This window comes from Reyranella soli, assembly GCF_007992495.1.
Taxonomy (GTDB): domain Bacteria; phylum Pseudomonadota; class Alphaproteobacteria; order Reyranellales; family Reyranellaceae; genus Reyranella; species Reyranella soli.
Genome location: NZ_BKAJ01000090.1, coordinates 41,019 through 63,553, shown reverse-complemented (window position 1 = coordinate 63,553; position 22,535 = coordinate 41,019). Strand labels below are relative to the sequence as shown.

The window sequence follows — 22,535 nt, the reverse complement described above, 5'->3', positions numbered from 1 at the left end:
CCGCCGGCGACCCTCGCTCACTTCGTTCGCTGCGGGCGCCCGATGATCCCCGAACTCGGCCACTTCGCTCTCATCCTCGCGCTGGCTGTCGCGCTGGTACAGGGCACGCTGCCGCTGGTCGGCGCGGCGCGCGGTGATGGGCGGTTGATGGCGCTTGGCAGCACGGCGGCGCTCACCCAGGCGCTGCTGGTGGTCATCGCCTTCGCGGCTCTCACCCAGGCTTACGTGACGTCGGACTTCTCCGTCGCCAACGTCGTCGCCAACTCGCACTCGGCCAAGCCGCTGATCTATAAGATCTCCGGCGTGTGGGGGAACCACGAGGGCAGCATGCTCTTGTGGGCGCTGATCCTTGCCGTGTTCGGCGCCGCCGTGGCGTTGTTCGGCGCCAACTTGCCCGACACGCTGCGCGCGCGCGTGCTTGCCATTCAGGCGCTGATCGGCGTCGGCTTCCTCGCCTTCCTGCTGTTCACCTCCAATCCCTTCGAGCGGCTGTCGCCGGCGCCGGCCGACGGCAATGGCCTCAATCCGCTGCTGCAGGATCCGGGCTTGGCCTTCCATCCGCCGCTGCTCTATCTCGGCTATGTCGGCTTCTCGGTGACCTACGCCTTCGCCATCGCCGCCCTGCTCGAAGGCCGCGTCGATCCGGCGTGGGCGCGCTGGGTGCGGCCGTGGACGCTGGCCGCCTGGTGCTTCCTCACCCTCGGCATCGCGCTGGGCTCATGGTGGGCCTACTACATCCTCGGCTGGGGCGGCTTCTGGTTCTGGGATCCCGTCGAGAACGCCTCGCTGATGCCCTGGCTTGCCGGCACCGCGCTGCTGCATTCCGCCATCGTCGTCGAGAAGCGCGACGCCCTGAAGAGCTGGACTGTTCTTCTCGCCATCCTCGCCTTCTCGCTGTCGCTGCTCGGCACCTTCCTGGTGCGCTCGGGCGTGCTCACCTCGGTGCATGCCTTCGCACAGGATCCCGCGCGCGGCCTCTACATCCTGGCCTTCCTGCTGACCGTCACCGGCGGCGGCCTGGCGCTCTATGCCTGGCGGGCGCCGAAGCTGACCTCGAGCGGACTGTTCCAGGCGGTCAGCCGCGAGGGCGCGCTGATCCTGAACAACCTGCTGCTCTGCACCCTCGCCGCCACGGTCCTTTTAGGCACGCTCTACCCGCTGTTCCTCGATCTTTTGACCGGCAACAAGGTCTCGGTCGGTCCGCCTTTCTTCAACGCCACCTTCGTGCCGATCTGCGCGCCCTTGTTTGCCGCGCTCTGCGTCGGCCCCTTCCTGGGCTGGAAGCGCGCCGAGCTGTGGCCGGCGCTGCAACAGCTGCGCATCGCCTTCTTCGTCTCGGTGATCGCGGCCATCGTCGCCGCCGTCGCCATCGACAGCCGCTCGACCCTGGCCGCAGTCGCCTTCGGCTTCGGCGTCTGGCTGATCGTGGGCAGCCTGGTCGAGTTCGCAAGTCGCCTGCGGCTCGGCCGCGCGCCGTGGGCCGAGTCGATGCGGCGCCTGCGCGCTACGCCGCGCGCCGCCATCGGCATGACCATCTCGCATGCCGCCCTCGGCGTCGTCGTGCTGGGCGCGGTGGCGACCGGCGCCTGGCATCTCGAAGTGATCCAGACCCTGAAGCCCGGCGAGAAGACGCGCATCGGGGGCTACGACATCACGCTGGTGCGCGTCGACAACGTGCAAGGCCCCAACTACGTCGCCGAGCGCGCCACGCTCGACGTCACCACGGGCGGCCGGCCCTTCACCATCCTGCAGCCCGAGCGCCGGTTGTTCACGGTGCAGCGCCGCCAGGTCGCGGAGACCGCGATCCACAGCGACGGCCTGCGCGATCTTTATGCCGCAATGGGTGAGGGCGATCCCAACACCGGCTGGGTGATCCGGCTCTATCTAAATCCCCTGGCGCCCTGGATCTGGCTCGGCGCCGCGCTCTGCGCCTTCGGCGGCTTCGTCTCGCTCTCCGACCGCCGCCTCAGGATCGGCGCCCCTTCGCGCCGGCCGGCGGTACAGGCGGCCGAATGAGCCGCCGTCTCCTCTTCCTCCTGCCGCTCGCCACCCTGGCGTTGATGGCGGGCTTCTTCGCCTGGTCGCTGATGGCGGGCCGCGATCCCGCGTCGATCGGCTCGGTGATGGTCGGCCGCCCCGCGCCGAAGCTCGACCTGCGCGCGCTGCGCGAGGGCGACAAACCGCTCACCGACGCGCTGCTGCGCACCGGCAAGCCCACGATCGTCAATTTCTTTGCCAGCTGGTGCACGCCCTGCCTCGCCGAGCACCCCCTGTTCACGCGCCTCGCCCAGCGCGACGGCGCCGTCATCATCGGCATTGCCTGGAAGAACAAGCCCGAGGAGGCACGCGCCTGGCTCGCCAAGCTCGGCGATCCCTTCCTCTATGCCGGCCAGGATTTCGACGGCAGGACCGGCATCGACTGGGGCTTGAGCGGCGTGCCCGAGACCTACCTGATCGACGGCAATGGCATCGTGCGCTTCCACTTCCGCGGGCCGATCACCGAGAAGGACGTGCGCGACGCCATCCTGCCCTTCCTGAAGGGCGGCAAGCCGTGAAGCGCGTTCTCGTCCTGCTGCTCGCGACCCTGTTCGCGCTGCCGGCGCTCGCCGTCGACCCGTCGGAGATGCTGAAGGACCCCGCGCTCGAGGCCCGCGCGCGCGAGATCGGCCAGGCGCTGCGCTGCGTCGTCTGCCAGAACCAGTCGATCGACGATTCGGCGGCCGAGGTGGCGCGCGACATGCGCCGCGCCGTGCGCGAGCGGCTGACCGCCGGCGACAGCGACGCCCAGGTGTTCGACTTCATGGTCGCGCGCTACGGCGACTACGTGCTGCTGAAGCCGCCCTTCAAGCTCGGTACATTGGTGCTGTGGCTGGGCGCACCGCTGCTGCTGTTGATCGCGGCAAGTGCGATCATGCTGACAGCGCTGCGCCGCCGCGCCACTGCGCCCTTGCCGCCGCTCAGTGACGAGGAGCGCGAACGGCTGCGCTCCCTGTTGGGCCGCTGATGCTGGAATTCCTGCTCGCCCTTCTCACCACGGCGACGGTCGGCGCCCTGCTGATGCCGCTGGTGCGTGGGCGCACGGCGGCGACCCATCGCTCATCGGGCCGCTTCGAGGGCGAGCTTGCGATCTATCGCGACCAGCTCGCCGAGATCGAGCGCGAGCGCGCCGGCGGTGCCTTGAGCGAGAGCGAAGCCGCGGCGGCGCGGCTCGAGATCGAGCGCCGCATCCTCGCCGCCGACGCCGCGGCAAAGACGCCAACGGCATCGTCTGACACCTTGCATCGCCTGCTGCCGCCCGCGCTCGCCCTGGCGATCCCGTTGCTGGCGCTCGGCCTCTATCTGAAGGTCGGCCATCCTGGGCTGCCCGCGGCGCCCTTCATTGCCGGCACAAAGCCGCCAGCCGAGCAGCCGATGGATATTGCGCAACTGGTCGCCCAGGCGCGGGCGCGCGTCGCCGCCGAGCCGAACAGCGCTGATGCGCAGTCCGCGTTGGGCGAGGCCTTGACGCTCGAAGCCGACGGCACGGTGCCTCCTGGCGCCCTCGAGGCCTTCAACAAGGCCATCACGCTGCAGCCTGGCGATGCGCGCTCGCTCTACTATCTCGGCCTGCACGAGGCGCAGGCCGGTGACAGCGCCGCCGCGCTCAAGCGCTGGCAGGAGCTCGAGGCCAAGAGCCCGCCCAACGCGCCGTTCCTGCCGATGCTGCGCGCCGAGATGGCGCGCGTCGCCCAGGCCGCCGGCTTGCCCGCCGGCGCGACGATGCCGCAGCTCTCGCGGGATCAGCAGGAGGCGATGGCGGCGCTGACGCCCGAACAGCGCCAGCAGGCGATCCGCGGCATGGTCGAGGGCCTCGCTGCGCGCATGAAGGAGAACCCGCAGGATCGCGGCGGCTGGCTGCGCCTGGCCAACGCCTGGAAGGTGCTGGGGGAGAGCGCGAACGCCGTCGACGCCTACGCCAAGGCCGATGCGCTCGCGCCGGTCGATGCCCGCCTGCTGGCCGACTGGGCCGAAGCCCATGTACGCGGCCTGAAGCCCGGTGAGGCGCCGTCACCCGCCGCCGTCGCCGTGCTCGAGCGCCTGGAGAAGGCAGAGCCGCGCAACGGGCTGGCGCTGTTCTATCTCGGTGCGGCCTCGTTCGCCGCCGGCGACAAGGCCGCCGCGGCGCGCCGGTGGAAAACCCTGCTCGCCCTGCTACCCGCCGACGCGCCGATCCGCGCCATGCTGGAAGAGCGCATCAAGGCCGCAGACTCCCCCTAGCTCCACCGCAATCTGCGGGCATTTGACGGAATTCTTGGCGCTGTCCCGCTGGATGTGCGCAAAGTCACTTTCGTTGGGTGTGAGCCTTGTCACTTTCTCCCGCTGCCATGTTTGGTATGGTTGAAATTGAGCCGTTTGCCGCGGCGCGCAGGCGGTATTTGGGGTCGCAATGGCAGAGCTCGATCTGTCCGAGTTTCGGTCGGAACATCACGCCTCATGGGCCAGGCGCGCGATCCTGCTTGTCGACATCGCCGGCGCTGTACGCCTCGTCGAACGGGATGAAGGGGGTGTCACCGCCCACTGGCTGGATTTCGTCGATCATGTGAAGAAGCACATCGTGCCGAGCCATAACGGCCACCTCGTCAAGGGCCTGGGCGACAGCATCCTGCTCGACTTCGCCGACGTGCGCTCCGGCGCATCGGCCGCGCTTGCCATCCAGCAGGAGTGCCATCGCGCCAACTCCGCCCGCGCCGCCGATCGCCAGATCATGCTGCGCATCGGCATGGAGGTGATCGACGTGATTGTCGGCGCCAACGATGGGCTAGGCCGTGGTGTCGACGTCGCCACCCGCTTGGTGGGCCTCGCGAGGCCGGGCGAGATCGTCGTGTCACAGCACGTGCACGACGGCCTGACTGCCGACCTTGACGCGGACATCGAGGACCTGGGCGACTGCCCGGTACGCGGCTTCCCCGACCTGGTTCGCGCCTATCGCGTCGGCCCGCCCGGGCCGCAGCTGACGGTCGATGTGGCGAGCTTCGACGAGCTGGCGCCGTCGATCGCCGTCGTGCCCTTCGCGTCGCGCAGCGCCGCTGCCGATCAGGGTGTGATCGGCGAGATCCTGGCCGAGGAGGTGATCCGCCGCCTGTCGCAGTCGGCCGACCTCAAGGTGGTGTCGCGCCTGTCGACCACCGCCTTCTCCGGCCGCGCCGCCTCGCTGCGCGAGATCAGGGCCCATCTCGGCGCCGACTACGTGTTGTCGGGCGCCTATCGCGCCGGCGGGACGCGCCTCAAGCTCGACGTCGAGCTGGCCGAGGCCAAGACCGGCCGTGTGCTGTGGAGCGAGAGCCTGTACGACGATCTGGCCGGCATCGTTTCGGGCGAGCAGGAGCTCATCGGCCGGCTGATCGCCGCCGTCGGTGCCGCGGTGACGGCGCGCGAGGTGCTGCGCTCGCGCACCCAGCCGTTGCCGACGCTCAAGGCTTACACGCTGATGATGGGCGCGGTCAGCCTGATGCATCGCCTGTCGCTGCCCGACTTCGAGGAATCGCATCGGCTGCTGCAGGCGCTGATCGACCGAGGTGTGCGCCATCCCCTGCCGATCGCCTGGCTGGGCAACTGGCATGTGCTGCGCGTCCAGCAGGGCTGGTCGGACGACCCGCAACGCGACACCTATCTTGCGTCGGAATGTGCCAAGCGCGCCCTCGACATGGACCCCGACAATTCGCTGGCGCTCGCCATCGACGGTTTCGTGCACGTCAATCTCCTGAAGAAGTTCGACGTCGCCCAGAAATCCTACGAACGCGCGCTGGTTGCCAACCCCAGCAATGCCCTTGCCTGGCTGCTCAAGAGCACGCTGCACGCCTTCAAGAGCGAGGGCGAGCAGGCGATCGACCATGCTGAGCGGGCGCTGTCGCTGTCCCCGCTCGACCCGCATCGCTATTTCTACGAATCGCTCGCCGCTATTGCCGCCGTCGCCGCAGGCCGCTACCGGCGCGCACTCGAGCTGGCCCAGCGTTCGCTGCACGCCAACCGGAAGCACACCTCGACCTGGCGCTCTCTCACCGTGGCGCAGTGGCAGCTCGGCCGCTTCGACGACGCGCGCCAGTCGGCGCAGGAGCTGCTGAAGTTTCAGCCTCTCTGACAGTCAGCGGCTGAGTTCGCTGCAAATGAAGAGAGCCGCCTAGCGCCGCCAGTGCTTCGCGGCCGGCAGATCGCCGGTGATGTCGGCGTGTGCTGCATTCTCCGAGGCGTTGTGGCGCTTGCCGGAGAAGCGCACGGCGAGCACGCGACCTTCGTCGGTGGTAAGGGTGAGGTTGGTGCGGCCGAAGGCGCGGTCGAGCTCGGCGGGAGTCATGCGGATCTCGCCCGAACCCACGACCTCTCCGGTCCGCGCACGAAAGCCGTCGATTTCGAACGTGGCGTGTCCCATCGGCTCGCCGTCGCAGGCGAGCTCGCCGGCGCCACTCAGCCGGCCGAGAAACTGGATCGAGCCGCGGGTGGCCTGCATGTCAGATGCGGTCCGGAAGGGCGTTGATCACGATGGCTCCTGCGCTGTGGCGGGAGCACTCGCCTCTCTCAGCCATCGCAAGCCGACGCTTGAGGCAATGGTCATTTGTTCTTACACCTTGCCGCCGGCCGTGGAAAGCCGCGAACCGTCGCATCCGACGCAGTCGCGCGAGGGCATGGTGGTCCTCAGTTGGGCCTTGCAAAACGATCGGCAAGCGCCCACATGCAGGGGGTCGATAGACGGACGACGATTTGGCGCCGCGCGTAGAGGAATGTCCGCAGCGCCAGGACCTTGCCCCGAAAATAAATGCGAAATTCGACGGCCTGCCCGCCTCCCCGTAAGGGTTGCGCGTGGGCAGCATGTTACGTGAAGTGAAAGGGTCTCCCATGACGACGGGAACCGTGAAGTGGTTCAACGCCCAAAAGGGCTTCGGATTCATCCAGCCGGACAATGGCGGCAAGGATGCATTCGTGCATATCAGCGCTGTCGAGCGTGCCGGCATGAGCTCGCTGAGCGAAGGCCAGAAGGTCGAGTTCGAGCTCGTGACCGATCGCCGGAGCGGCAAGACGTCAGCCGATAACCTGAAGGCGGTCGGCTAGTCCGTTCGACCTGACCAAAAGTTTCCCGGGCCGACCACGGATGTACTGGCGAGCCCGGTGAGATGGCAGAGCCCGCACCTTCGCAAGAGGGGGCGGGTTTTTGTTTGTCTAGCGCCGGCCCGCGCGTGCCATCAGGCGGCCGAGCGTCGCCATCAGCTCGTTCTGGGCGTTGACCTGCGTCACTGCGGCGGGCTTGGCCAGCCTATCGAAGCGCGCCTTGCCTGCAGCGGTGAGCGTTGGTGTGCGCGGGCTGCCGGCGACCAGGGCCAGCGCGCGCAGCCGCTCCAGATCCTCGGCGCGCAGATGCGCGACATCCGACTGGCCATAGGCCACGCGCCGCAGTGTGATCTCCTCGTTGGTGCTGAGCGGCGTCTGCTCGCTGCGGCTCATCGTGCTTCGCGTCGCTTGATCGGCGGCGCTTCCGGGCCGGTGCGAATCAGCGCCGGCAGGCGCGTGGAGGCGAGACGGCGGTCGCTCGCCAGCCGGCGCAGTGCCGCAAGCTCGGTGCGGAGGAGCCGGGGCCGTGCGTTCAGTGGATTCTGACGCAGGGGTCACCTAGTGGTCGGAACAAAGGGCACGCGCCGAATCGGTCGCCGCGTCGTCCTTCCGACATGGGCCTCGGCAGTCCGCTTCACAAGGTTGTTTTTCGATGCCTGGTCAGGCGCGGCTGCGGCGCGACGAGGAGGCCGGCCGCACCGGCTTGGCGCGGATGCGCAGGAAGCGGCCGCTGGACTGGTCGATCTCGAAGGCACCGGTGTTGCGCACCAGGTCCGAGAGCTTGCGATAGCCGTAGGTTCGTGGATCGAAGTCCGAGGCGATGGCGGCCAGCCGCTGACCGACCGCGCCCAAGCCGACCCAGCCGTCCTCGGTTTCCATCTGCTCGATGGCGCGCGCCAGCAGGGGCACGACGGCACTCGGCGGCTGCAGCGCGCGGCGCGCGCCCTCCTGCTCGGTCGTGGTCGCGGCCTCGGGCACCAGGTTCTCCGTGTAGATGAAGCGCCGGCAGGCCTGGCGGAAGCTCTCGGGCGTCTTCTGCGCACCGAAGCCGTAGACGTCGGCGCCCTCCTCGCGCAGGCGCGAGGCGAGTCGCGTGAAGTCGCTGTCGGACGAGACCAGGCAGAAGCCGTCGAAGCGGCCACTGTGCAAGAGGTCCATGGCGTCGATCACCAGCGCGATGTCCGAGGCGTTCTTGCCCGAGGTGTAGGCGAACTGCTGGTAGGGATCGATGGCGTGCCTCTGCAGCACCTCGGTCCACGATTTCAGCCGCGGGCTGGAGAAATCGCCGTAGATGCGCCGCACGCTCGGCTCGCCGAAGCGCGCGATCTCCTCGAACAGGCCATCGACGATGCGCGACGAGGTGTTGTCGGCATCGATCAGCACAGCGAAGCGGCGCGGGCGGGTGTCTTCGGCCATGGGGCCTCCTTGGGTTGTCGAATGTACCACCAGACGGGTTTGAAAACCGCCGCCACTGGCCCCATGTTTCCCTCACCGATGGATATCGAGCGACGCGAGGTGCTGGCCGACGTCGCCGTGCATGCGCTGGGGCTTGCCCTGGGCGCAGCCGGCGTGGTTGCCATGCTCTGGGTGGCGCTGCAATCGTCCGGGGACGGCCACCTCGTACCGGTCTCCGTTTATCTCGCCGGCCTGCTCGCCATGCTGGGTTGCTCGGCCGTCTACAATGTCTGGCGCTCGTGCCGGTGGCGCGAGTGGCTGCGTCGGTTCGATCACGCGGCGATATTCGTCATGATCGCCGGCACCTACACCCCGTTGGTGCTTCGCCTGCCGGGCGGCTGGGCAATCGGCCTCACCACAGGCGTCTGGACGGCCGCGCTGGCCGGCGTCGCCGCCAAGCTCTTCCAGCCGCGCCGGATCGAGGCGCTGTCGGTCGCGCTCTACCTGGCGCTGGGTTGGGTCGGCGTGATCGCCGCCGAACCGTTGCTCGCGGCGCTCGATCATACGACTCTCGTCCTGCTGCTGACGGGCGGCGTGGTCTATTCCGTCGGCGTCGTCTTCCACCTTGCCACCCGCTGGCCCTACGCCCGGGCGCTGTGGCACGGCTTCGTGGTGATCGCGGCCGCCACCCACTACGCCGCCATCATGACCCTGTTACAGGCCTGAGCCACACCTCTACGTAGGTGAACGTATACCTTGGTTGGATTGTGCAGGGTCGGCGTGCGCCATATGCCTGTCGTCCATCGAATGCTGTAACGGAGAGCGACCATGCCTTTCATCAAGACCAAGGACGGTGTTGAGATCTTCTACAAGGACTGGGGCAAGGGTCAGCCCATCGTGTTCAGCCACGGCTGGCCGCTCTCGGCCGACGACTGGGACGCCCAGATGATGTTCTTCCTCAACCATGGCTTCCGCGTCGTCGCCCACGACCGGCGCGGCCACGGCCGCTCGACCCAGGTGTCTGACGGCCACGACATGGACCACTACGCCGACGATCTCGCAGCGGTCGTGGCGCATCTCGATCTCAAGGACGCCGTGCATGTCGGCCATTCGACCGGCGGCGGCGAGGTCGTGCGCTACCTGGGACGGCATGGTGAGAGCCGGGCGGCCAAGGCCGCGATTCTCTGCGCGGTGCCGCCGCTGATGGTCAAGACGGCGGCCAATCCGGGTGGCCTGCCGAAGGACGTGTTCGACGGCTTGCAGGTCCAGCTCGCGGCCAACCGCTCGCAGTTCTATCGCGACCTCCCGGCCGGGCCGTTCTACGGCTTCAACCGGCCGGGCGCGAAGCCGTCGGAAGCGATCATCCAGAATTGGTGGCGACAGGGCATGATGGGCGGCGCCAAGGCGCACTATGACGGCATCGTCGCTTTCTCGCAGACCGATTTCACCGAGGACCTGAAGAAGATCACGATCCCGGTCCTGGTGGTACACAGCGAGGACGACCAGATCGTGCCCTATGCCGATGCGGGCCCCTTGTCGGCCAAGCTCCTGAAGAACGGAACGCTGAAGACCTACAAGGACCTCCCGCACGGCCTGCCAACCACGCACGCCGACACGATCAATGCCGAGCTGCTCGCCTTCATCAAGGCGTGAGCCGGATCAGCCGAGAAGTGGGCGGCAGTCGAGATCGTCGACTGCCGCCGTGATGCGTTCGATATGGTGCCACCACACCCAGGGCGGGATGCCGACCGACCACTGCAGCGGCGGCAGCAGGAGCTGCATCAGCACCGAGCGGCGATAGTCCTCGGCGAGGGCGGCGCGGTCGTAGTCCTGCACGCCGTGGGCGAGCAGGGCCCGGTGATAGTGGTCGAGCAATGGCCTTTCGAACTGCCGGCGGCGCTCGGGATACCAGTGCGTCGCTATCATGTAGGCGAGGTCGCCAGTGCCGAGCCCGATGCGCCAGGTATCCCAGTCGAAGTAGCGCAGGTCGTCCGAGCCGTCCTTCGGCACGAAGCAGTTCCAGACATGGGCGTCGCCGTGGACCAGCGTGACATTGCGCCACGTCAGCACGCGCGCCTGCACGCGGTGTGCCGATGCAAAGAAGCGATCATAGAGCTGGCGCCGCTCGCGCGACAGGCGATCGCCCAGGTGATCGGCAAAGCGCTCGTACGCGCCAGCATACTGCTGCATCGTCTGCCGCACGGTCTCGGCGTCGACCCGTGTGCCGATTTCCCTGCCGAGCCATGGATGGTCCCACCATGCGGCGTGGAAGCGTGCCAGCGTCTGCACCATGCGCCGGCACAGCGCCTCGTCGGGCGGCAACGGCCACTGTGTGGCGATCTCGTGCGTGTCGGTGAGATCTTCCAGCAGCAGGTGCCACTGCCGGCTCTCTGGCTCCCAGGCCGAATCGAAGCAACGCGGCACCAGGCCTGCGGGCGTCGCTAACGCAGCCTTGGCGTAGAAGGCGACCTCGCGCTCGCCTTGCACGAACGGCCCGTCACTGGCGCGACCGGGCAATGCGATCTTCAGGATCAGCGAGCGGGGCGCTGCGTCGGCTGCGCCTTCGTAAGTAAGCTGCAATCGCACGATGCGCGACACGAGCTGGTCGCGCGGCGCCTCGGCCTCGACCGAGACGACGCGGCCGTCGCCCAAGACGCCGCAACGCTGCAAGGCCGCCGTGAGATAGGCGGCATCGGCGACCTTGTGCAGCGGGGAGGTCTGGTCAGCGATAGTATTTCCGCTCGTGTTCTTCGGCCTGCAGCCGGTCGATCTGGGCCTGCGCCTCGTCGGCGATCTTCACCAGGCCTTCGTAGCGGGCGCGCAACGCGGCGAGCTCGCCGTCGCGAGGCATGTTGGTCGGCGAACCCGACAGCTCGGCGTTGGAGGTCGTGAGCAGCTTGGCGGCGAGCTGCATGGCTTCCAGCCGCGCCCTGCGTGCCGCGCCCTGCAGCTCTTCGATGCGCTTGGTGACTTTGTGCACGCTCTCGGTCATGGACGGCATGCTGCCCCGGAAGCCCGTTTCGGGCAACCCGCGGAAAGCACACTACCCGCGCAGCGTTGGGGCCCGGGGCTATGCACTCTGTCATCGCGCGCCGCGATGACAGCGGGCGCTTCTCGCCGCCGTGCGCTCCAGGATCTCCAGACTATCAGTCGATCGTGAGCTTGCCGCACTCTGCGGAGTCGCATCGGAACGTCTGTTCGACGACACCGAGCGCGCCAAAGTTGGGATCCGGCCGTTCGGCGATCAGGACTAGCTTGCCCTTGCCGCAAAAGGCACAGGTCTGACGGTTGTCTTGCAGCGACAGCTTGGCTGCCACCGCCTGCAGGTCACCTAGAATACTCATAGCCCACGTTCCTACTACTCTGCCCTCCCCACTCGGCGATCATCGGCTGACATCAAGTCAACGATATGGCGGCCGATTGTTGCGCATGATCCGTGCAGTCTGGCGTCTGGTATCCGCGGATTACCTGCGCCTATGATGTTGCCATGGTACGGCCCCGTATTGGCCTCGCGCTGGGCAGCGGCTCGGCCCGCGGCTGGGCGCATATCGGCGTCATCGACTCGCTGACCGAAGCCGGCATCCAGCCTGACATCGTCTGCGGTGCGTCGATGGGCGCGCTGGTCGGCGCCGCGCACGTCGCAGGCCGTCTTCCTGAGCTCAGGCAATGGGCCGGCACTGCGACCTGGCGCACGATCGCGCGGCTGACCGACCTGCGCCTCAGCGGCGGCGGGCTGATCAGCGGCCGGCAGGTGATGTCCTTCCTGAAGGGCATGGGCATCGGCGAGCCGATCGAGAGCTACGCCACGCACTACGCCGCCGTCGCCACCGACATGGCCACGGGACGCGAGATCTGGCTGCAGTCGGGCCCGATCCACGAAGCGGTGCGCGCGTCGATCGCCATCCCCGGCATCTTCAGCCCGGCTCGACTCGACGACAGGTGGTTGCTCGACGGCGGCCTCTCCAATCCCATCCCCGTCTCGGTCTGCCGCGCGCTGGGCGCCGACGTCATCATCGCCGTCAATCTCAACGGCGAGCTCGTTGGACGACGCTTCACCGAGCCCGAGCCGCCGGTCGAGACAAAGCCGTCGCGTCTCTCGGGCGAGGTCGTGCGGCGCATGCTGGGCCAGTGGCCTCTGCCGGCGGCATTGCGGCGCCCGTCAGCCGAGGCCGACTCAAGCCCGCCGCCGCCGCGCGAAGCGGCGCCCGGCTACTTCGACGTGCTCGCCACCGCCATCAACATCATGCAGGACCACATCACCCGCGCGCGCCTGGCGGGCGAGCCGCCTCACGTGATGCTGGTGCCGCGCCTGCGCAAAATCGGCCTGATGGAGTTCAACCGCGCCGAGGAGGCGATCGACGAAGGCCGCGCCTGCGTCGAGCAGGCTCTGCCGACGCTGCGGCGCTATCTGTAGGCACGATCTGAATGTGGCAAATGCCACGGACAGCACCAGCCGACCAGCCCATCAAGGTCTTCGTCGCTTGATCGACAAGACGCTGGCCCGCGCCCAAGATGTCGTGACCATGGTCAAATCAGCCCGGAATTTCCTGGCGGGGAGCATGCTGCTGCTCACGCTGCCGGCGGCCCATGCCCAGGCGGCGCTGGAGCGTGCGCAGTTCGAATCGGTGCTGATGACGGCGCGCGACTACGCCGACGACCGCTCGCTGATCCTCTATTGCCTGCGTGGCTCGACCGAGACGGTGCCTTTCCTCTATGCAGGCCTGCAGGCTGACCTCGAGCAGGCGGTGCAGCGGATGAAGACAGCCGGTGCCAGCGCCCGCCAGAGCGCCGAGATGGTGCAGATGGTGCTGGCGACCGTGCGCACCTATGGGCGCGACGCCAAGGACGACGCCCTCGACCGCCGCTGCATCTCCAAGGACGTCGAACGCAGCCGGGCCGAGGTGAAAGGGGTGAGCGTGCCCCTCTTCCTGCGGCCACCCTTCGACAAGATGGCCAAATAAGTTTCTGATCGACGGCGGGCCTGGAGGCCCGCGGTCCGACAAGATGCAAATCAGCTTTGCGTGGGATGCGCGGGATGCGGTCCACGACGCGTGCTAGCAAGCGGCTGAGACCAAAAGGCCCTTGCGGCCCGACCGCGTGTTCGCGCGGCCGGGCCTTTTTTTCGCCTAGTAAGCTACTACCCGAGCTCTATTGCTGCGGATTGGTGGCCGGACGGGCCGGCGGTGTCGCAGGCGCGGGGTTGGCCGGTGGAGTTATCGTGCGCTCCTGCGCCGGCAGCTGCGCCTGGTCGGTGCGTTCGTTCGGCGAGCCGGCAAAGAACATCAAGCCCGCTGCCAAGGCGATCGCCACGAGGATGCCGACCACCAGGGTCACGCCCTTGCCGCTATTGTCTTCGTAGTAGCGGTCGTAGTTGCGAGGGTCGCGCTCGGGATTGGGCGGATTGGGAATGTAGTCACTCATCGGTCTCTCCTTTCTCTCCGGAAGCGCATGCGGGATGAACGCCTCTCGGCCGGAGGTGTTCCAAGCCAATTTCCGGTTCGTTTCAGGAACTTAGGTCTTGAGGGTCCTGAGGCAGGTGACCACTAGAGGTCGGGCCATCCCCTTGAGCTGGCGTTCGCCCAGTTCCTCGACTTCGGCCACCGTCTCGGCTGCTGCGGCCAGCCGGCCGCTCACCAGCACCTGGCCGTCCTCGGCCTCGGCGCACAGCCTGGCCGCCAGGTTGATGACGGCGCCGATCGCCGTGTAGTCGAAGCGATCCTCGAAGCCGATGCGGCCCAGGGTGGCGTAGCCCTGCGCCATGCCGACGCCGAAGCCCAGCCGATGGCCGCGCTTGCGCCAGGTTTCGCCAAGCCTCGCCACCGCATCGCGCATCTCGAGCGCGAGCCTGGTCGCCCGCTCGGGCGCGTCGGGGCAGGGCAGCGGGTCGTTGAAGAACACCATCATGCCGTCGCCGGTGAAGCGGTCGAGCGTGCCTTCGTACTGCCGGATCAGCGGACCGAGCGCGCCGTGATATTCGGCCAGCAGCTGCATGATGTCCTCGGGCTCCGACGTCTCCGAGAAGGCGGTGAAGCCGCGCAGGTCGCAGAACATCGCCACGATCTCGCGGCGATGATTGCCCAGGATGTTCTCGTCGCCGGCCGAGACGATCGCCTGGGCAAGCTGTGGCGCGAGGAAGCGGCGCAGCCGGCCGACGCGCTCGAGCTCGCCGACCTGGGCCTGCACCTTGGCCTCGAGGTCCTTGTTCAGCGCCTGCACCTCGTCGTGCAATGCCTTGATGCGCAGCATGGCGCGCACGCGGGCAACCAGCGCGCCGTGCTCGATCGGCTTGGTGAGGTAGTCGTCGCCGCCGGCGTCGAGGCCGGCCACGACGTCCTTCGGGGTTGCCTTGGCCGTGACCAGGATCACCGGAATGAAGGGCAGGCTCGTATCGGCCTTCATGCGGCGCACGACCTCCAGCCCGTCGATCTTGGGCATCATGATGTCGAGCAGCACCAGGTCGGGCAGGTCGTCGCGCACGCGGGCCAGCGCCTGCTCGCCGTCCTCGGCTACCACCACCTCGTAGCCCAGCGAGGAGAGCCGCATGCGCAGGATCTCGACATTGTCAGCGACGTCGTCGACGATCAGGATGCGCGCGGGGTTACGCATCAGGGGGACGACGAAACAAAACCCAACCTCACCCTGAGGAGCGGCCCGCAGGGCCGCGTCTCGAAGGGTGGGCAACCGACCGGCCTGTGGCCCACCCTTCGAGGCGCGCACTTCGTGCGCTCCTCAGGGTGAGGTGGTGCTGGTGGTAGCGACGATGCGCCCTTCATCGCAATCATCCAATCACCTCGCGCACCTTGGCCAGCATCTGGCGCGGACTGTATGGCTTGGCGATATAGCCGTCGCATCCCGCGGCGCGCGCCTTTTGCTCGTCGCCGGAGAGCGCATAGGACGTCACAGCGATGATCGGAATGCTGTTCAGTGTCGGATCGGCCTTGATGCGCCGCGTCGCCTCGTAGCCGTCCATCACCGGCATCTGGATGTCCATCAGGATCAGGTCGGGCTTGTGCTCCGACGCCTTGGCCACGCCCTCGGCGCCGTCATGCGCCTCGACCATCTCGTAGCCCGCCATGCCTAAAAGATCGCGCAGGATCTGGCGATTGTCCTCGGTGTCCTCGACGACCAGGATCTTCTTGCTCATTGCGCGGCTTCCTCGATGGGGGACGCGTTGATGGGAACCGTGACCTTGAAGGTCGAGCCCTTGCCCACGTCGGACTCGACCGTGATGCGGCCACCGTGCAACTCGACGATGCGGCGCGAGATCGAGAGGCCTAGCCCCGTGCCGCCCTTCTTGCGCGTGCTGGTGTTGTCGACCTGCTGGAATTCCTCGAAGATCTTAGCTTGGTCCTCGGGCGCGATGCCGAAGCCGGTGTCGACCACGCTGAGCTCGAAGCGTCCGTCGACTTGGCGCGCCCGCACCTCGACCGAGCCCTGGTCGGTGAACTTGATGGCGTTGCCCACCAGGTTCAGCAGCACCTGCGTCAGCCGCCGCGCATCGCCGGTGCCGGTCGGCAGCCCGGCCGGCACGTCGGAACCCAACTTCAGGTTCTTGGTGCGGGCCAGCGATTCGGTGGCGGACAGCACCGTCGCCACCATGTCGGCCACGGAATACTCCTCCATCGCCAGCACGAGCTGGCCGGCCTCGATCTTGGAGAGGTCGAGCACGTCGTTGATCAGGCCCAAAAGATGACGCCCGTTGGCCTGCACGCGCTCCAGCACGCCTTGCGCCTTCTCCGACACGTCGCCGTAGAGGCCGTCGGCCATCATCTCGGTGTAGCCGATGATGGCGTTGAGCGGCGTGCGCAGCTCGTGGCTCATGTTGGCCAGGAACTGCGACTTGTGCTGGCTCGCGACCTCGAGCTGGCGGCTCTTTTCCTGGATCTCGGTGAACAGCTGCACGTTCTGGATGGCGATGACGGCCTGAGCCGCGAAAGTCTCCAGCAGCTCGATCTGGCGCTGGGTGAAGGCGCCGGGATCGCGGCGGCGCAGGCAGATGCAGCCGATGGCGCGGCCCTCCTGCAGCATGGGCGCGTTGAGCTGGGCACGAAAGCCGTACTGCACCGCATAGGCCTTCGTCACCGAATATTCCTGAGCGTCGAGCGCCTCGGTATCGACGATGTGGGTGACGCGCGCCTCGAGAATCGACTGGGCGCGGCTTAGACGGATATCGAGTGGATCGCGATGGCCCAGCGGATGGGCCGACAGTGGGCCCTCATGCGCGCTCGACACGATCTCGTCACCGTCACGCAGGAAGACGTGTGCGTCCTCGGCGCCGCAGAAGCGCACCGCCGCCTTGGCGACCGCCTGCATGACGGGCGCCACGTCGGTCGGCGAGCTCGAGATCACTTGCAGGATCTCGGCGGTTGCCGTCTGCTGCTCGAGCGACTGACGCAGTTCCGTGAACAACCGCACGTTGTGGATGGCGATCACGGCCTGATCGGCGAAGATCTTGAGGATCTCGATGTGCTTGTCGGTGAAGCGCTCGACGTGACGGCGCGTCAGCACCATGACGCCGATCGTCTCGCCCTCGCGCTGCAGGGGAATGCCGATCAGCGTGTGCGCGCCGCCCAGCTGCGCGAGGTCGCGGCGGCCGTACTCGGGATCGTTCGGGGCATCCTCGATCTGCACGACCGTGCCTTGCAGCGCCGTACGGCCGACCAGGCTGTCGTTGCCGGGCGTGAAGGTCTCGCCTTTCACGATGTCGACATAGGTGCTGGCGATATGCGCCGACGCCGCCCAGCGATAGGCGCCGTCCTTGAACAGGAAGACGGCGGCCTCGTCGGCACGGCACAGGCCGGCCGCCGCATCGGCCACGGCCTGCAGCACGGGTTCGACGTCGGTCGGCGATTGCGAGATGACGCGCAAGATGCCGGCCGTCGCGGTCTGCTGCTCGAGCGACTCGGTGAGCTCCTGGGTGCGGTCGACGACCCGCTGCTCCAGGGTGGCGTAGGATTCCTCGAGCGCCGCCGCCGAACGGTTGAACTGGTTGGCGAGCGATTCCAGCTCGTCGCCGGTCTTGACCGACAGGCGATGGCCGAGCTCGCCGCTGCCGATGCGCTCGGCGCCGGCCTGCATGGCGCGGATCGGCACAACCATGCGCCGTGCCAGCAACGCGCCGGCCAAGGCTGCGATCAGCAGGCCCAGCACCAGCAGCGCCAGGCCGCGCAGGCCGGCATTGATGACGGGTTGCTGTGCCTCGATGGTCGGCACTTCGACGAAGACCAGCCATTTCAGGGCCGGGATCTCGGCGTGGGCGGAGAGCACCGAGACGCCGGCCAGGTTCGTGGCGTCGCTCTCGCTGTCGTTGGCGCCGGGCGAGGCGAGCGCCGCGGCCACCTGCGGCAGGCGCTTCATGTCGGTGCCGCGCAGCACCAGCGAGATGTCGGGATGCGCCACCAGCCGGCCCTGGGGGCCGACGACGTAGGCGTAACCGTCCTTGCCGACCTTGATCTGCGTGACGACGTCCCAGATCAGCTTGAGGTTGATCTCGGCCACGGTGACGCCGCCGCGCCCGCCATGGGCCACCGCCATGGTCATGTAGGGTTCGGATTCCTTGCGGAAGTAGACCGGTCCGAACCACGTCTTCTTGGCCATCGCCTCGACGAAGGCCGGCTCCTTGGAGAGGTCGGTGCCGCTGCCGACCACGTCCATGGTCAGCCGTGAGACCTTGAGCTGCTCGCGGCCTTCGCGGTCGATCTGCACCAGCTCGGTGATGGCCGGCACCTGGCGCAGCAGGCGGACATAGTCGAAACGCCGCTGCTCGACCGGCAGGGCGGCCCATTGTGCTTGGGCCACCCAGCCGATCTGGCGCTCGATCTCGCGCACGAAGGATTCGATGCGCTGCGCGGCGTTCTCGGCCTTCTCGTGCTGGACCTCGATCGAGGCACGCCGGTTCTCCTGGTAGACGAACCACAGGCCGAGCGCGGAATTGATCACCAGCACGGCGGCGACCAGGCCGACGAACAGAACGACGTATTTGAGGAACAGGCCGCGCTTCATTCGATCAGTTCGTTGGCTTGCACCTGCACCGATCGCGGCAGGGTGAGGCCGAGCTCCTTGGCGACCTTGAGATTGATGACCAGCTCGAAGATCGCGGGCTGCTCGACGGGCAGGTCGGCAGGCTTGGCGCCCTTCAGGACCTTGTCGGTAATGACGGCGGCGCGCTCGAAGATGTCGTTGGTGTTGGCCGACAGCGAGATCAGGCCGCCGGCCACCACAGCCTGGCGGTCGAACCACATGGCGCGGGTGAGGACCATGGGCGACAGGGTAGAGCCCAGCGCCCGCGCCGTCTTCTGGTTTACGGCCGCGGGCATTGGGTTGGCAGCTGACGCGTCTGCCAATGACAGCAGATGGCGCCGCCTCATTCGACGACCTCGTCGGCGCGCGTCAGGATGAGCGGCGGCAGGTCAAGACCGAGCGTCCGCGCTGTCTTGAGGTTGAGCACCAGCTCGTAGGTCGTCGGCCGCTGCACCGGCAGCTCGGCCGGCTTGGCGCCCTTGAGGATGCGACCGGCATAGCTGCCGAGGATGCGGTACATGTCGGTCCAGCGCGTGCCGTAGCTCGCCAGCCCGCCGTCGATGGCGAACTCCCGCGCCGGGAACATCGTCGGCAAACGGCGCTCGTTGGTCAGCGCCACGATACGGGCGCGGCTATTGATCAGGAAAGCATCGGCACCGACGGCCAGGGCATCGACCGAACCCGCCGGCAGGGATTGGAAGGCGCGCTCGATCGCCGAGCTGCTGGCCGCGGTCAGGAGCTTGATCTCGAGGCCGAGCGCGGCGGCGGTCTCGCGGGTGCGCGGCAGGAGATCCTCGTAGCCCGGGTTGTCGGGGTTCATCAGCACGGCCACGGTGCGCGCCTTGGGCAGCATGTCGTGCAGCAGGTCGAGCCGCTTGGCGTCGAGCTCGTTGGCCCACAAGGTCATGCCGGTCAGGTTGCCGTTCGGTCGGTTGAGGTTATCGACCAGCCCGATCTTGACCGGATCGGCGCCGGCGCCGAACACGACGGGAATGGTCGAGGTCGCCTGCTTGGCCGCGAGCCCGACCGGGTTGCCGCCGACGGCGACGATCAGGTCGGGCTTGGTCGCCACGACCTCGGCCGCCATTTTCGCCACGTCGCCGTAGCGGCCGTCGGCCCAGCGTATGTCCATGGTGACGTTCTGGCCGTCGACATAGCCTGTGCTCTTGAAGCCTTCGCGGAATGCTTCGAGCAGATGGGAGTCGGTGGCGGCGGACCTGCCACTCAAATAGACGATGCGCGGTCCGGAGGGCGACTGTGAGTGCGCCGCTGGAGCGATTCCCGTTGTCGCTGCCGCCAGCAGAAAATGCCGACGCTTCACTCGATGACCTCGTCAGCGCGGGCGAGCACGTTCGGAGGGATTTCCAGCCCCATCGCCTTGGCGGTCTTCAGGTTGATCACGAAGGGGTAGCGCGTTGGCTGCTCGAACGGCAATTCCGACGGCTTGGCGCCCTTGAAGATCCGGTCGACCAGGGCGGCCGCCCGATCGAAGGACTCGGCGAGATCGGAACCGTACGACATCAGGCCGCCGTCGCGTACCAGGAAGTCGTACTCGTAGATCGCGGGCAGGCGCTTGGCAGCGGCGTAGTCGAACACCCGCTTGCGATTGAGCGTGGTGAGCGAGTCGGAGACCATGAGGATGGCGTCCGGCGGCTGGCGGTTCATCGCCTCGAACACGCCCTCGAAATCGTCCGGCTCGCGCACGCCGAGAGGCTGCACCGTGATGTCGAGCGAGCGGGCGACGGCGGCCGACGCCTCGTAGCGCAGCGACATGCCGAGATCGTCCCGGTTCCACAGCATCGCTACCCGGCTCGTCTTCGGCGCCAGCTCCTTCAAGAGCGACAGGCGTTTGGCGGAAAGCGGCCCGGCCATGTCGGAAATGCCCGTGATGGAGCCGCCCGGATGGGCCAGGCTGTCGATCAAGCCGGTGGCCACCGGATCGCCGACGCCGAAGGCCACGACCGTCGGTATACCGGTCGTCTTGGCGGCGAGTGCCGGCGGGTAGCCAATGGCAACAATGGCATCGACGCCGCTTGCCTTGAGGTCCTGCAGAAGCGGGGGAATCTTGGCGATCTGGCCGGCAGCGGCGCGCGCCTCGTAGGTGAGGTTGCCTCCCAGCGTGTAGCCGTGCTGCGCCAGCGTGGCCAACAGGACCTTACCGTTGGGGCTGTTCTCGCTGATCGGCGCGCCCGGCGAAAGCGTGCCGAGGCGCCAGGTTTTCGCCGAGGTCTGCGCGGTGGCAGGGCGCGCGCAGGCGAGCGCCATGCCGCCAACCATGGTCGTGAAATCGCGTCGCCTCATTCGACGAACCCCCTGCCCCAAGGGGGCAGGTAATCAGATCGGCGGCGACTTGGCGAGCGGTTGCAGGCGCGAATTGTGCTAGCCTTTCGGCCATTGGAGGTCCCCATGCCCGATGCCTTGGCACCCCGTTCGCCTGTCCTGCTCGATGCCGCCGGCGCGGCCGCGCTGGTCGGGTCCTACGCCGCCGTCTCCAAGGGCGCGGCGCTGAAGGACATCGGCCGCATTGACGTGCACATGGGTCGCTTCATCGAACTGTCGCCGCTCTGTCTGGTCGCCACGGCCGATGCGTCCGGCAAGCAGGACGTCACCCCGCGGGGCGATCCGCCGGGGTCGTTCAAGGTGCTGGACGAGCGCACGATCGCTTTGGCTGACCGGCCGGGCAACAACCGGCTCGATACGCTGAAGAACCTGCTGGAGAATCCCGAGATCGCGCTGATCTTCCTGATCCCCGGCATCACCGAGACGGTGCGCGTGGCCGGCACGGCGCGGCTCTCGGTCGATCCCGAGTTGCTGGCCTCGATGGCGGTGCAGGGCAAGGAACCCAGGTGCGCCATCGTCATCTCGGTGCGCCAGGCCTACCTGCACTGCGCCAAGGCCCTGCTGCGCTCCAGGCTGTGGCAGCCCGACTATGTCCAGGCCAAGGGCACCTTCCCGTCGATCAGCCGCATGGTCGGCGAGCAGATCGGCCTCAGCGAAGAAGACAAGAAGACGGCCGAGGCGCGCACCGAGCGCGCCTACAAGGACGGGCTATGGGCGCCTATACCATAACCGGCCAGCGCGCCCGCCAGATGCGGGTCGTGCCGGCCGAGGTGCTGAAGCGCCTCTACACCCGGTCCGACCGGCACGGGCTGGTGCAGACGGCGGCGCATGTGGCGCTGCTGGTCGCCGGCGGCTGGCTGGTGCTTGCAACCAAGGGCACGTGGTGGGTCGTGCCGGCGTTGCTCGTGCAGGGCCTCTTCGTCAATTCGCTGTTCGGCGCCATGCATGAATCGGTGCACTACGGCTCGTTCAAGACGCGCTGGATGGCGGACGTGCTCGCCTTCTTCTCGGGTGCGGCGATCCTGAACAATGCCGGCTTCTACCGGCATTATCATATGGCGCATCACCGCTATACGCAGGACCCCGCGCGCGATCCCGAGCTGGTGACGTCGGGCACGCCAAAAACGTGGGGGCAGTACTTGTTCCGCGTCAGCTCGATCCCGTTCCTGATGCTGCGCGTGCGCGACATCTTCCTGTTCCCGTTCGGCTATCGCGGCGATGTCGACTACATCCATCCCTCGGCGTGGCCCGAGGTGCGGCGCTGGGGCCGCTGGCTGCTGGCGCTCTATGCCGTGCTGATCGTGGGCTCGATCGCGTTGCAGACGACGGTCGTGCTGTGGGTCTGGTTCATCCCGTTGCTGGTCGGCCTGCCGTTCCTGCGGCTTTATCTGTTGTGCGAGCACACGCTCTGCCCCAACTCCGACGACGGCTTCGCCAATACGCGGACCACGCTCAGCAATCCCATCGTGCGCTTCCTGATGTGGAACCTGCCGTACCACGCCGAGCATCACCTGTTCCCCAACATCGCCTTCCATAACCTGCCCGAGGCCCATCGCCACCTGCGGCCGCATCTGAAGTACGTCGCCAAGGGCTACATCCAGGTGCAGGGCGAGATCGTGCGCTCTCTGTCGCGAGCCCCTCTGTCATCCTGAGCGTAGCGAAGGATCTCATGGCGCTGGTGACAGAGTACGGCCTCGACG

Annotated in this window: 25 protein-coding genes; 12 read left to right on the top strand and 13 right to left on the bottom strand. The window is 67.6% G+C overall.

Features of this window, described 5'->3' with window-relative positions:
- Positions 1-42: 42 nt before the first annotated feature.
- The 5 genes from RSO01_RS25620 to RSO01_RS25600 all read left to right on the top strand — a co-directional run bounded on the left by RSO01_RS25620 (position 43) and on the right by RSO01_RS25600 (position 6,118).
- Positions 43-2,016: a heme lyase CcmF/NrfE family subunit gene (locus RSO01_RS25620; RefSeq protein WP_147152756.1), complete on the top strand. Its 1,974-nt coding sequence runs from the start codon at positions 43-45 to the stop codon at positions 2,014-2,016.
- Positions 2,013-2,555: a DsbE family thiol:disulfide interchange protein gene (locus RSO01_RS25615; protein ID WP_147152754.1), complete on the top strand. Its 543-nt coding sequence runs from the start codon at positions 2,013-2,015 to the stop codon at positions 2,553-2,555. Before RSO01_RS25620 ends, RSO01_RS25615 begins: the two co-directional genes overlap by 4 nt.
- On the top strand, positions 2,552-3,004 hold the full coding sequence (locus tag RSO01_RS25610; RefSeq protein ID WP_147152752.1) for a cytochrome c-type biogenesis protein: 453 nt from the start codon (positions 2,552-2,554) through the stop codon (positions 3,002-3,004). The genes RSO01_RS25615 and RSO01_RS25610 overlap by 4 nt, the downstream gene beginning before the upstream one ends.
- Positions 3,004-4,257, top strand: a complete 1,254-nt coding sequence (gene ccmI / locus RSO01_RS25605; protein ID WP_147152750.1) for a c-type cytochrome biogenesis protein CcmI — start codon at positions 3,004-3,006, stop codon at positions 4,255-4,257. Before RSO01_RS25610 ends, ccmI begins: the two co-directional genes overlap by 1 nt.
- Before the next feature lie 169 nt (positions 4,258-4,426).
- Positions 4,427-6,118: an adenylate/guanylate cyclase domain-containing protein gene (locus tag RSO01_RS25600; RefSeq protein WP_147152748.1), complete on the top strand. Its 1,692-nt coding sequence runs from the start codon at positions 4,427-4,429 to the stop codon at positions 6,116-6,118.
- 39 nt (positions 6,119-6,157) lie between these two features.
- Here the strand turns inward: RSO01_RS25600 and RSO01_RS25595 are convergent, their stop codons facing one another.
- Positions 6,158-6,484 (bottom strand): hypothetical protein, encoded by a 327-nt coding sequence (locus RSO01_RS25595; protein WP_246158793.1) that lies wholly within the window; start codon positions 6,482-6,484, stop codon positions 6,158-6,160.
- Between the two features lie 386 nt (positions 6,485-6,870).
- On the opposite strand from RSO01_RS25595, the gene RSO01_RS25590 reads away from it, so the two are divergent.
- A complete protein-coding gene (locus RSO01_RS25590; protein WP_147152746.1) occupies positions 6,871-7,083 on the top strand; it encodes a cold-shock protein in 213 nt (70 codons plus the stop codon).
- Between the two features lie 108 nt (positions 7,084-7,191).
- On the opposite strand, the gene RSO01_RS25585 is transcribed toward RSO01_RS25590, so the two are convergent.
- Both RSO01_RS25585 and RSO01_RS25580 read right to left on the bottom strand, forming a co-directional pair.
- Positions 7,192-7,473 (bottom strand): hypothetical protein, encoded by a 282-nt coding sequence (locus tag RSO01_RS25585; protein WP_147152745.1) that lies wholly within the window; start codon positions 7,471-7,473, stop codon positions 7,192-7,194.
- Between the two features lie 267 nt (positions 7,474-7,740).
- A complete protein-coding gene (locus tag RSO01_RS25580; protein ID WP_147152743.1) occupies positions 7,741-8,496 on the bottom strand; it encodes an NYN domain-containing protein in 756 nt (251 codons plus the stop codon).
- Between the two features lie 78 nt (positions 8,497-8,574).
- On the opposite strand from RSO01_RS25580, the gene trhA reads away from it, so the two are divergent.
- Together trhA and RSO01_RS25570 are read left to right on the top strand one after the other, a co-directional pair.
- Positions 8,575-9,201 (top strand): PAQR family membrane homeostasis protein TrhA, encoded by a 627-nt coding sequence (trhA, locus tag RSO01_RS25575; RefSeq protein WP_147152741.1) that lies wholly within the window; start codon positions 8,575-8,577, stop codon positions 9,199-9,201.
- Positions 9,202-9,303: 102 nt separating this feature from the next.
- Positions 9,304-10,128 carry an alpha/beta fold hydrolase gene (locus RSO01_RS25570; protein ID WP_147152739.1) on the top strand — a complete coding sequence of 275 codons (825 nt, stop codon included), beginning with the start codon at positions 9,304-9,306 and terminating at the stop codon, positions 10,126-10,128.
- Between the two features lie 6 nt (positions 10,129-10,134).
- On the opposite strand, the gene RSO01_RS25565 is transcribed toward RSO01_RS25570, so the two are convergent.
- The 3 genes from RSO01_RS25565 to RSO01_RS47535 all read right to left on the bottom strand — a co-directional run bounded on the left by RSO01_RS25565 (position 10,135) and on the right by RSO01_RS47535 (position 11,819).
- Complete coding sequence (locus RSO01_RS25565) at positions 10,135-11,145, bottom strand: protein kinase family protein (protein ID WP_147152737.1); 1,011 nt, start codon at positions 11,143-11,145, stop codon at positions 10,135-10,137.
- 52 nt (positions 11,146-11,197) lie between these two features.
- Positions 11,198-11,467 carry a hypothetical protein gene (locus RSO01_RS25560; protein ID WP_147152736.1) on the bottom strand — a complete coding sequence of 90 codons (270 nt, stop codon included), beginning with the start codon at positions 11,465-11,467 and terminating at the stop codon, positions 11,198-11,200.
- A gap of 154 nt (positions 11,468-11,621) precedes the next feature.
- Positions 11,622-11,819, bottom strand: coding sequence for a hypothetical protein (locus RSO01_RS47535; RefSeq protein ID WP_170303350.1), 198 nt, complete (start codon positions 11,817-11,819; stop codon positions 11,622-11,624).
- A 143-nt stretch (positions 11,820-11,962) separates the two neighbouring features.
- On the opposite strand from RSO01_RS47535, the gene RSO01_RS25555 reads away from it, so the two are divergent.
- Positions 11,963-12,889: a patatin-like phospholipase family protein gene (locus RSO01_RS25555; RefSeq protein ID WP_147152734.1), complete on the top strand. Its 927-nt coding sequence runs from the start codon at positions 11,963-11,965 to the stop codon at positions 12,887-12,889.
- A gap of 67 nt (positions 12,890-12,956) precedes the next feature.
- A complete protein-coding gene (locus RSO01_RS25550; protein ID WP_170303349.1) occupies positions 12,957-13,436 on the top strand; it encodes a hypothetical protein in 480 nt (159 codons plus the stop codon).
- Positions 13,437-13,623: 187 nt separating this feature from the next.
- Here the strand turns inward: RSO01_RS25550 and RSO01_RS25545 are convergent, their stop codons facing one another.
- From RSO01_RS25545 to RSO01_RS25515, 7 genes are all read right to left on the bottom strand, one after another.
- On the bottom strand, positions 13,624-13,896 hold the full coding sequence (locus RSO01_RS25545; RefSeq protein ID WP_147152730.1) for a hypothetical protein: 273 nt from the start codon (positions 13,894-13,896) through the stop codon (positions 13,624-13,626).
- 90 nt (positions 13,897-13,986) lie between these two features.
- Positions 13,987-15,081, bottom strand: coding sequence for an adenylate/guanylate cyclase domain-containing protein (locus tag RSO01_RS25540; protein ID WP_147152728.1), 1,095 nt, complete (start codon positions 15,079-15,081; stop codon positions 13,987-13,989).
- Positions 15,082-15,253: 172 nt separating this feature from the next.
- Positions 15,254-15,619 (bottom strand): response regulator, encoded by a 366-nt coding sequence (locus RSO01_RS25535; protein ID WP_147152726.1) that lies wholly within the window; start codon positions 15,617-15,619, stop codon positions 15,254-15,256.
- Positions 15,616-18,477, bottom strand: a complete 2,862-nt coding sequence (locus RSO01_RS25530) for an ATP-binding protein (RefSeq protein WP_147152724.1) — start codon at positions 18,475-18,477, stop codon at positions 15,616-15,618. Before RSO01_RS25530 ends, RSO01_RS25535 begins: the two co-directional genes overlap by 4 nt.
- Positions 18,474-18,791, bottom strand: coding sequence for an ABC transporter substrate binding protein (locus tag RSO01_RS25525; protein ID WP_170303348.1), 318 nt, complete (start codon positions 18,789-18,791; stop codon positions 18,474-18,476). Before RSO01_RS25525 ends, RSO01_RS25530 begins: the two co-directional genes overlap by 4 nt.
- Positions 18,792-18,838: 47 nt before the next feature.
- Positions 18,839-19,723: an ABC transporter substrate-binding protein gene (locus RSO01_RS25520; protein ID WP_170303347.1), complete on the bottom strand. Its 885-nt coding sequence runs from the start codon at positions 19,721-19,723 to the stop codon at positions 18,839-18,841.
- An 89-nt stretch (positions 19,724-19,812) separates the two neighbouring features.
- Positions 19,813-20,796: an ABC transporter substrate-binding protein gene (locus RSO01_RS25515; RefSeq protein WP_147152718.1), complete on the bottom strand. Its 984-nt coding sequence runs from the start codon at positions 20,794-20,796 to the stop codon at positions 19,813-19,815.
- A 105-nt stretch (positions 20,797-20,901) separates the two neighbouring features.
- On the opposite strand from RSO01_RS25515, the gene RSO01_RS25510 reads away from it, so the two are divergent.
- On the top strand, positions 20,902-21,564 hold the full coding sequence (locus RSO01_RS25510) for an MSMEG_1061 family FMN-dependent PPOX-type flavoprotein (protein WP_147152716.1): 663 nt from the start codon (positions 20,902-20,904) through the stop codon (positions 21,562-21,564).
- Positions 21,546-22,487, top strand: a complete 942-nt coding sequence (locus RSO01_RS25505) for a fatty acid desaturase (RefSeq protein WP_147152714.1) — start codon at positions 21,546-21,548, stop codon at positions 22,485-22,487. Before RSO01_RS25510 ends, RSO01_RS25505 begins: the two co-directional genes overlap by 19 nt.
- Positions 22,488-22,535: the final 48 nt, after the last annotated feature.

What these genes read in the sequence shown, in the direction of transcription:
- RSO01_RS25620 (WP_147152756.1), top strand. Translation starts at nt 43, where the DNA reads ATGATCCCCGAACTCGGCCACTTCGCTCTCATCCTCGCGCTGGCTGTC.
- RSO01_RS25615 (WP_147152754.1), top strand. Translation starts at nt 2,013, where the DNA reads ATGAGCCGCCGTCTCCTCTTCCTCCTGCCGCTCGCCACCCTGGCGTTG.
- ccmI (WP_147152750.1), top strand. Translation starts at nt 3,004, where the DNA reads ATGCTGGAATTCCTGCTCGCCCTTCTCACCACGGCGACGGTCGGCGCC.
- RSO01_RS25600 (WP_147152748.1), top strand. Translation starts at nt 4,427, where the DNA reads ATGGCAGAGCTCGATCTGTCCGAGTTTCGGTCGGAACATCACGCCTCA.
- RSO01_RS25595 (WP_246158793.1), bottom strand. Translation starts at nt 6,484, where the DNA reads ATGCAGGCCACCCGCGGCTCGATCCAGTTTCTCGGCCGGCTGAGTGGC.
- RSO01_RS25590 (WP_147152746.1), top strand. Translation starts at nt 6,871, where the DNA reads ATGACGACGGGAACCGTGAAGTGGTTCAACGCCCAAAAGGGCTTCGGA.
- RSO01_RS25585 (WP_147152745.1), bottom strand. Translation starts at nt 7,473, where the DNA reads ATGAGCCGCAGCGAGCAGACGCCGCTCAGCACCAACGAGGAGATCACA.
- RSO01_RS25580 (WP_147152743.1), bottom strand. Translation starts at nt 8,496, where the DNA reads ATGGCCGAAGACACCCGCCCGCGCCGCTTCGCTGTGCTGATCGATGCC.
- trhA (WP_147152741.1), top strand. Translation starts at nt 8,575, where the DNA reads ATGGATATCGAGCGACGCGAGGTGCTGGCCGACGTCGCCGTGCATGCG.
- RSO01_RS25570 (WP_147152739.1), top strand. Translation starts at nt 9,304, where the DNA reads ATGCCTTTCATCAAGACCAAGGACGGTGTTGAGATCTTCTACAAGGAC.
- RSO01_RS25560 (WP_147152736.1), bottom strand. Translation starts at nt 11,467, where the DNA reads ATGACCGAGAGCGTGCACAAAGTCACCAAGCGCATCGAAGAGCTGCAG.
- RSO01_RS47535 (WP_170303350.1), bottom strand. Translation starts at nt 11,819, where the DNA reads ATGAGTATTCTAGGTGACCTGCAGGCGGTGGCAGCCAAGCTGTCGCTG.
- RSO01_RS25555 (WP_147152734.1), top strand. Translation starts at nt 11,963, where the DNA reads ATGGTACGGCCCCGTATTGGCCTCGCGCTGGGCAGCGGCTCGGCCCGC.
- RSO01_RS25545 (WP_147152730.1), bottom strand. Translation starts at nt 13,896, where the DNA reads ATGAGTGACTACATTCCCAATCCGCCCAATCCCGAGCGCGACCCTCGC.
- RSO01_RS25540 (WP_147152728.1), bottom strand. Translation starts at nt 15,081, where the DNA reads ATGCGTAACCCCGCGCGCATCCTGATCGTCGACGACGTCGCTGACAAT.
- RSO01_RS25535 (WP_147152726.1), bottom strand. Translation starts at nt 15,619, where the DNA reads ATGAGCAAGAAGATCCTGGTCGTCGAGGACACCGAGGACAATCGCCAG.
- RSO01_RS25530 (WP_147152724.1), bottom strand. Translation starts at nt 18,477, where the DNA reads ATGAAGCGCGGCCTGTTCCTCAAATACGTCGTTCTGTTCGTCGGCCTG.
- RSO01_RS25525 (WP_170303348.1), bottom strand. Translation starts at nt 18,791, where the DNA reads ATGCCCGCGGCCGTAAACCAGAAGACGGCGCGGGCGCTGGGCTCTACC.
- RSO01_RS25515 (WP_147152718.1), bottom strand. Translation starts at nt 20,796, where the DNA reads ATGAGGCGACGCGATTTCACGACCATGGTTGGCGGCATGGCGCTCGCC.
- RSO01_RS25510 (WP_147152716.1), top strand. Translation starts at nt 20,902, where the DNA reads ATGCCCGATGCCTTGGCACCCCGTTCGCCTGTCCTGCTCGATGCCGCC.
- RSO01_RS25505 (WP_147152714.1), top strand. Translation starts at nt 21,546, where the DNA reads ATGGGCGCCTATACCATAACCGGCCAGCGCGCCCGCCAGATGCGGGTC.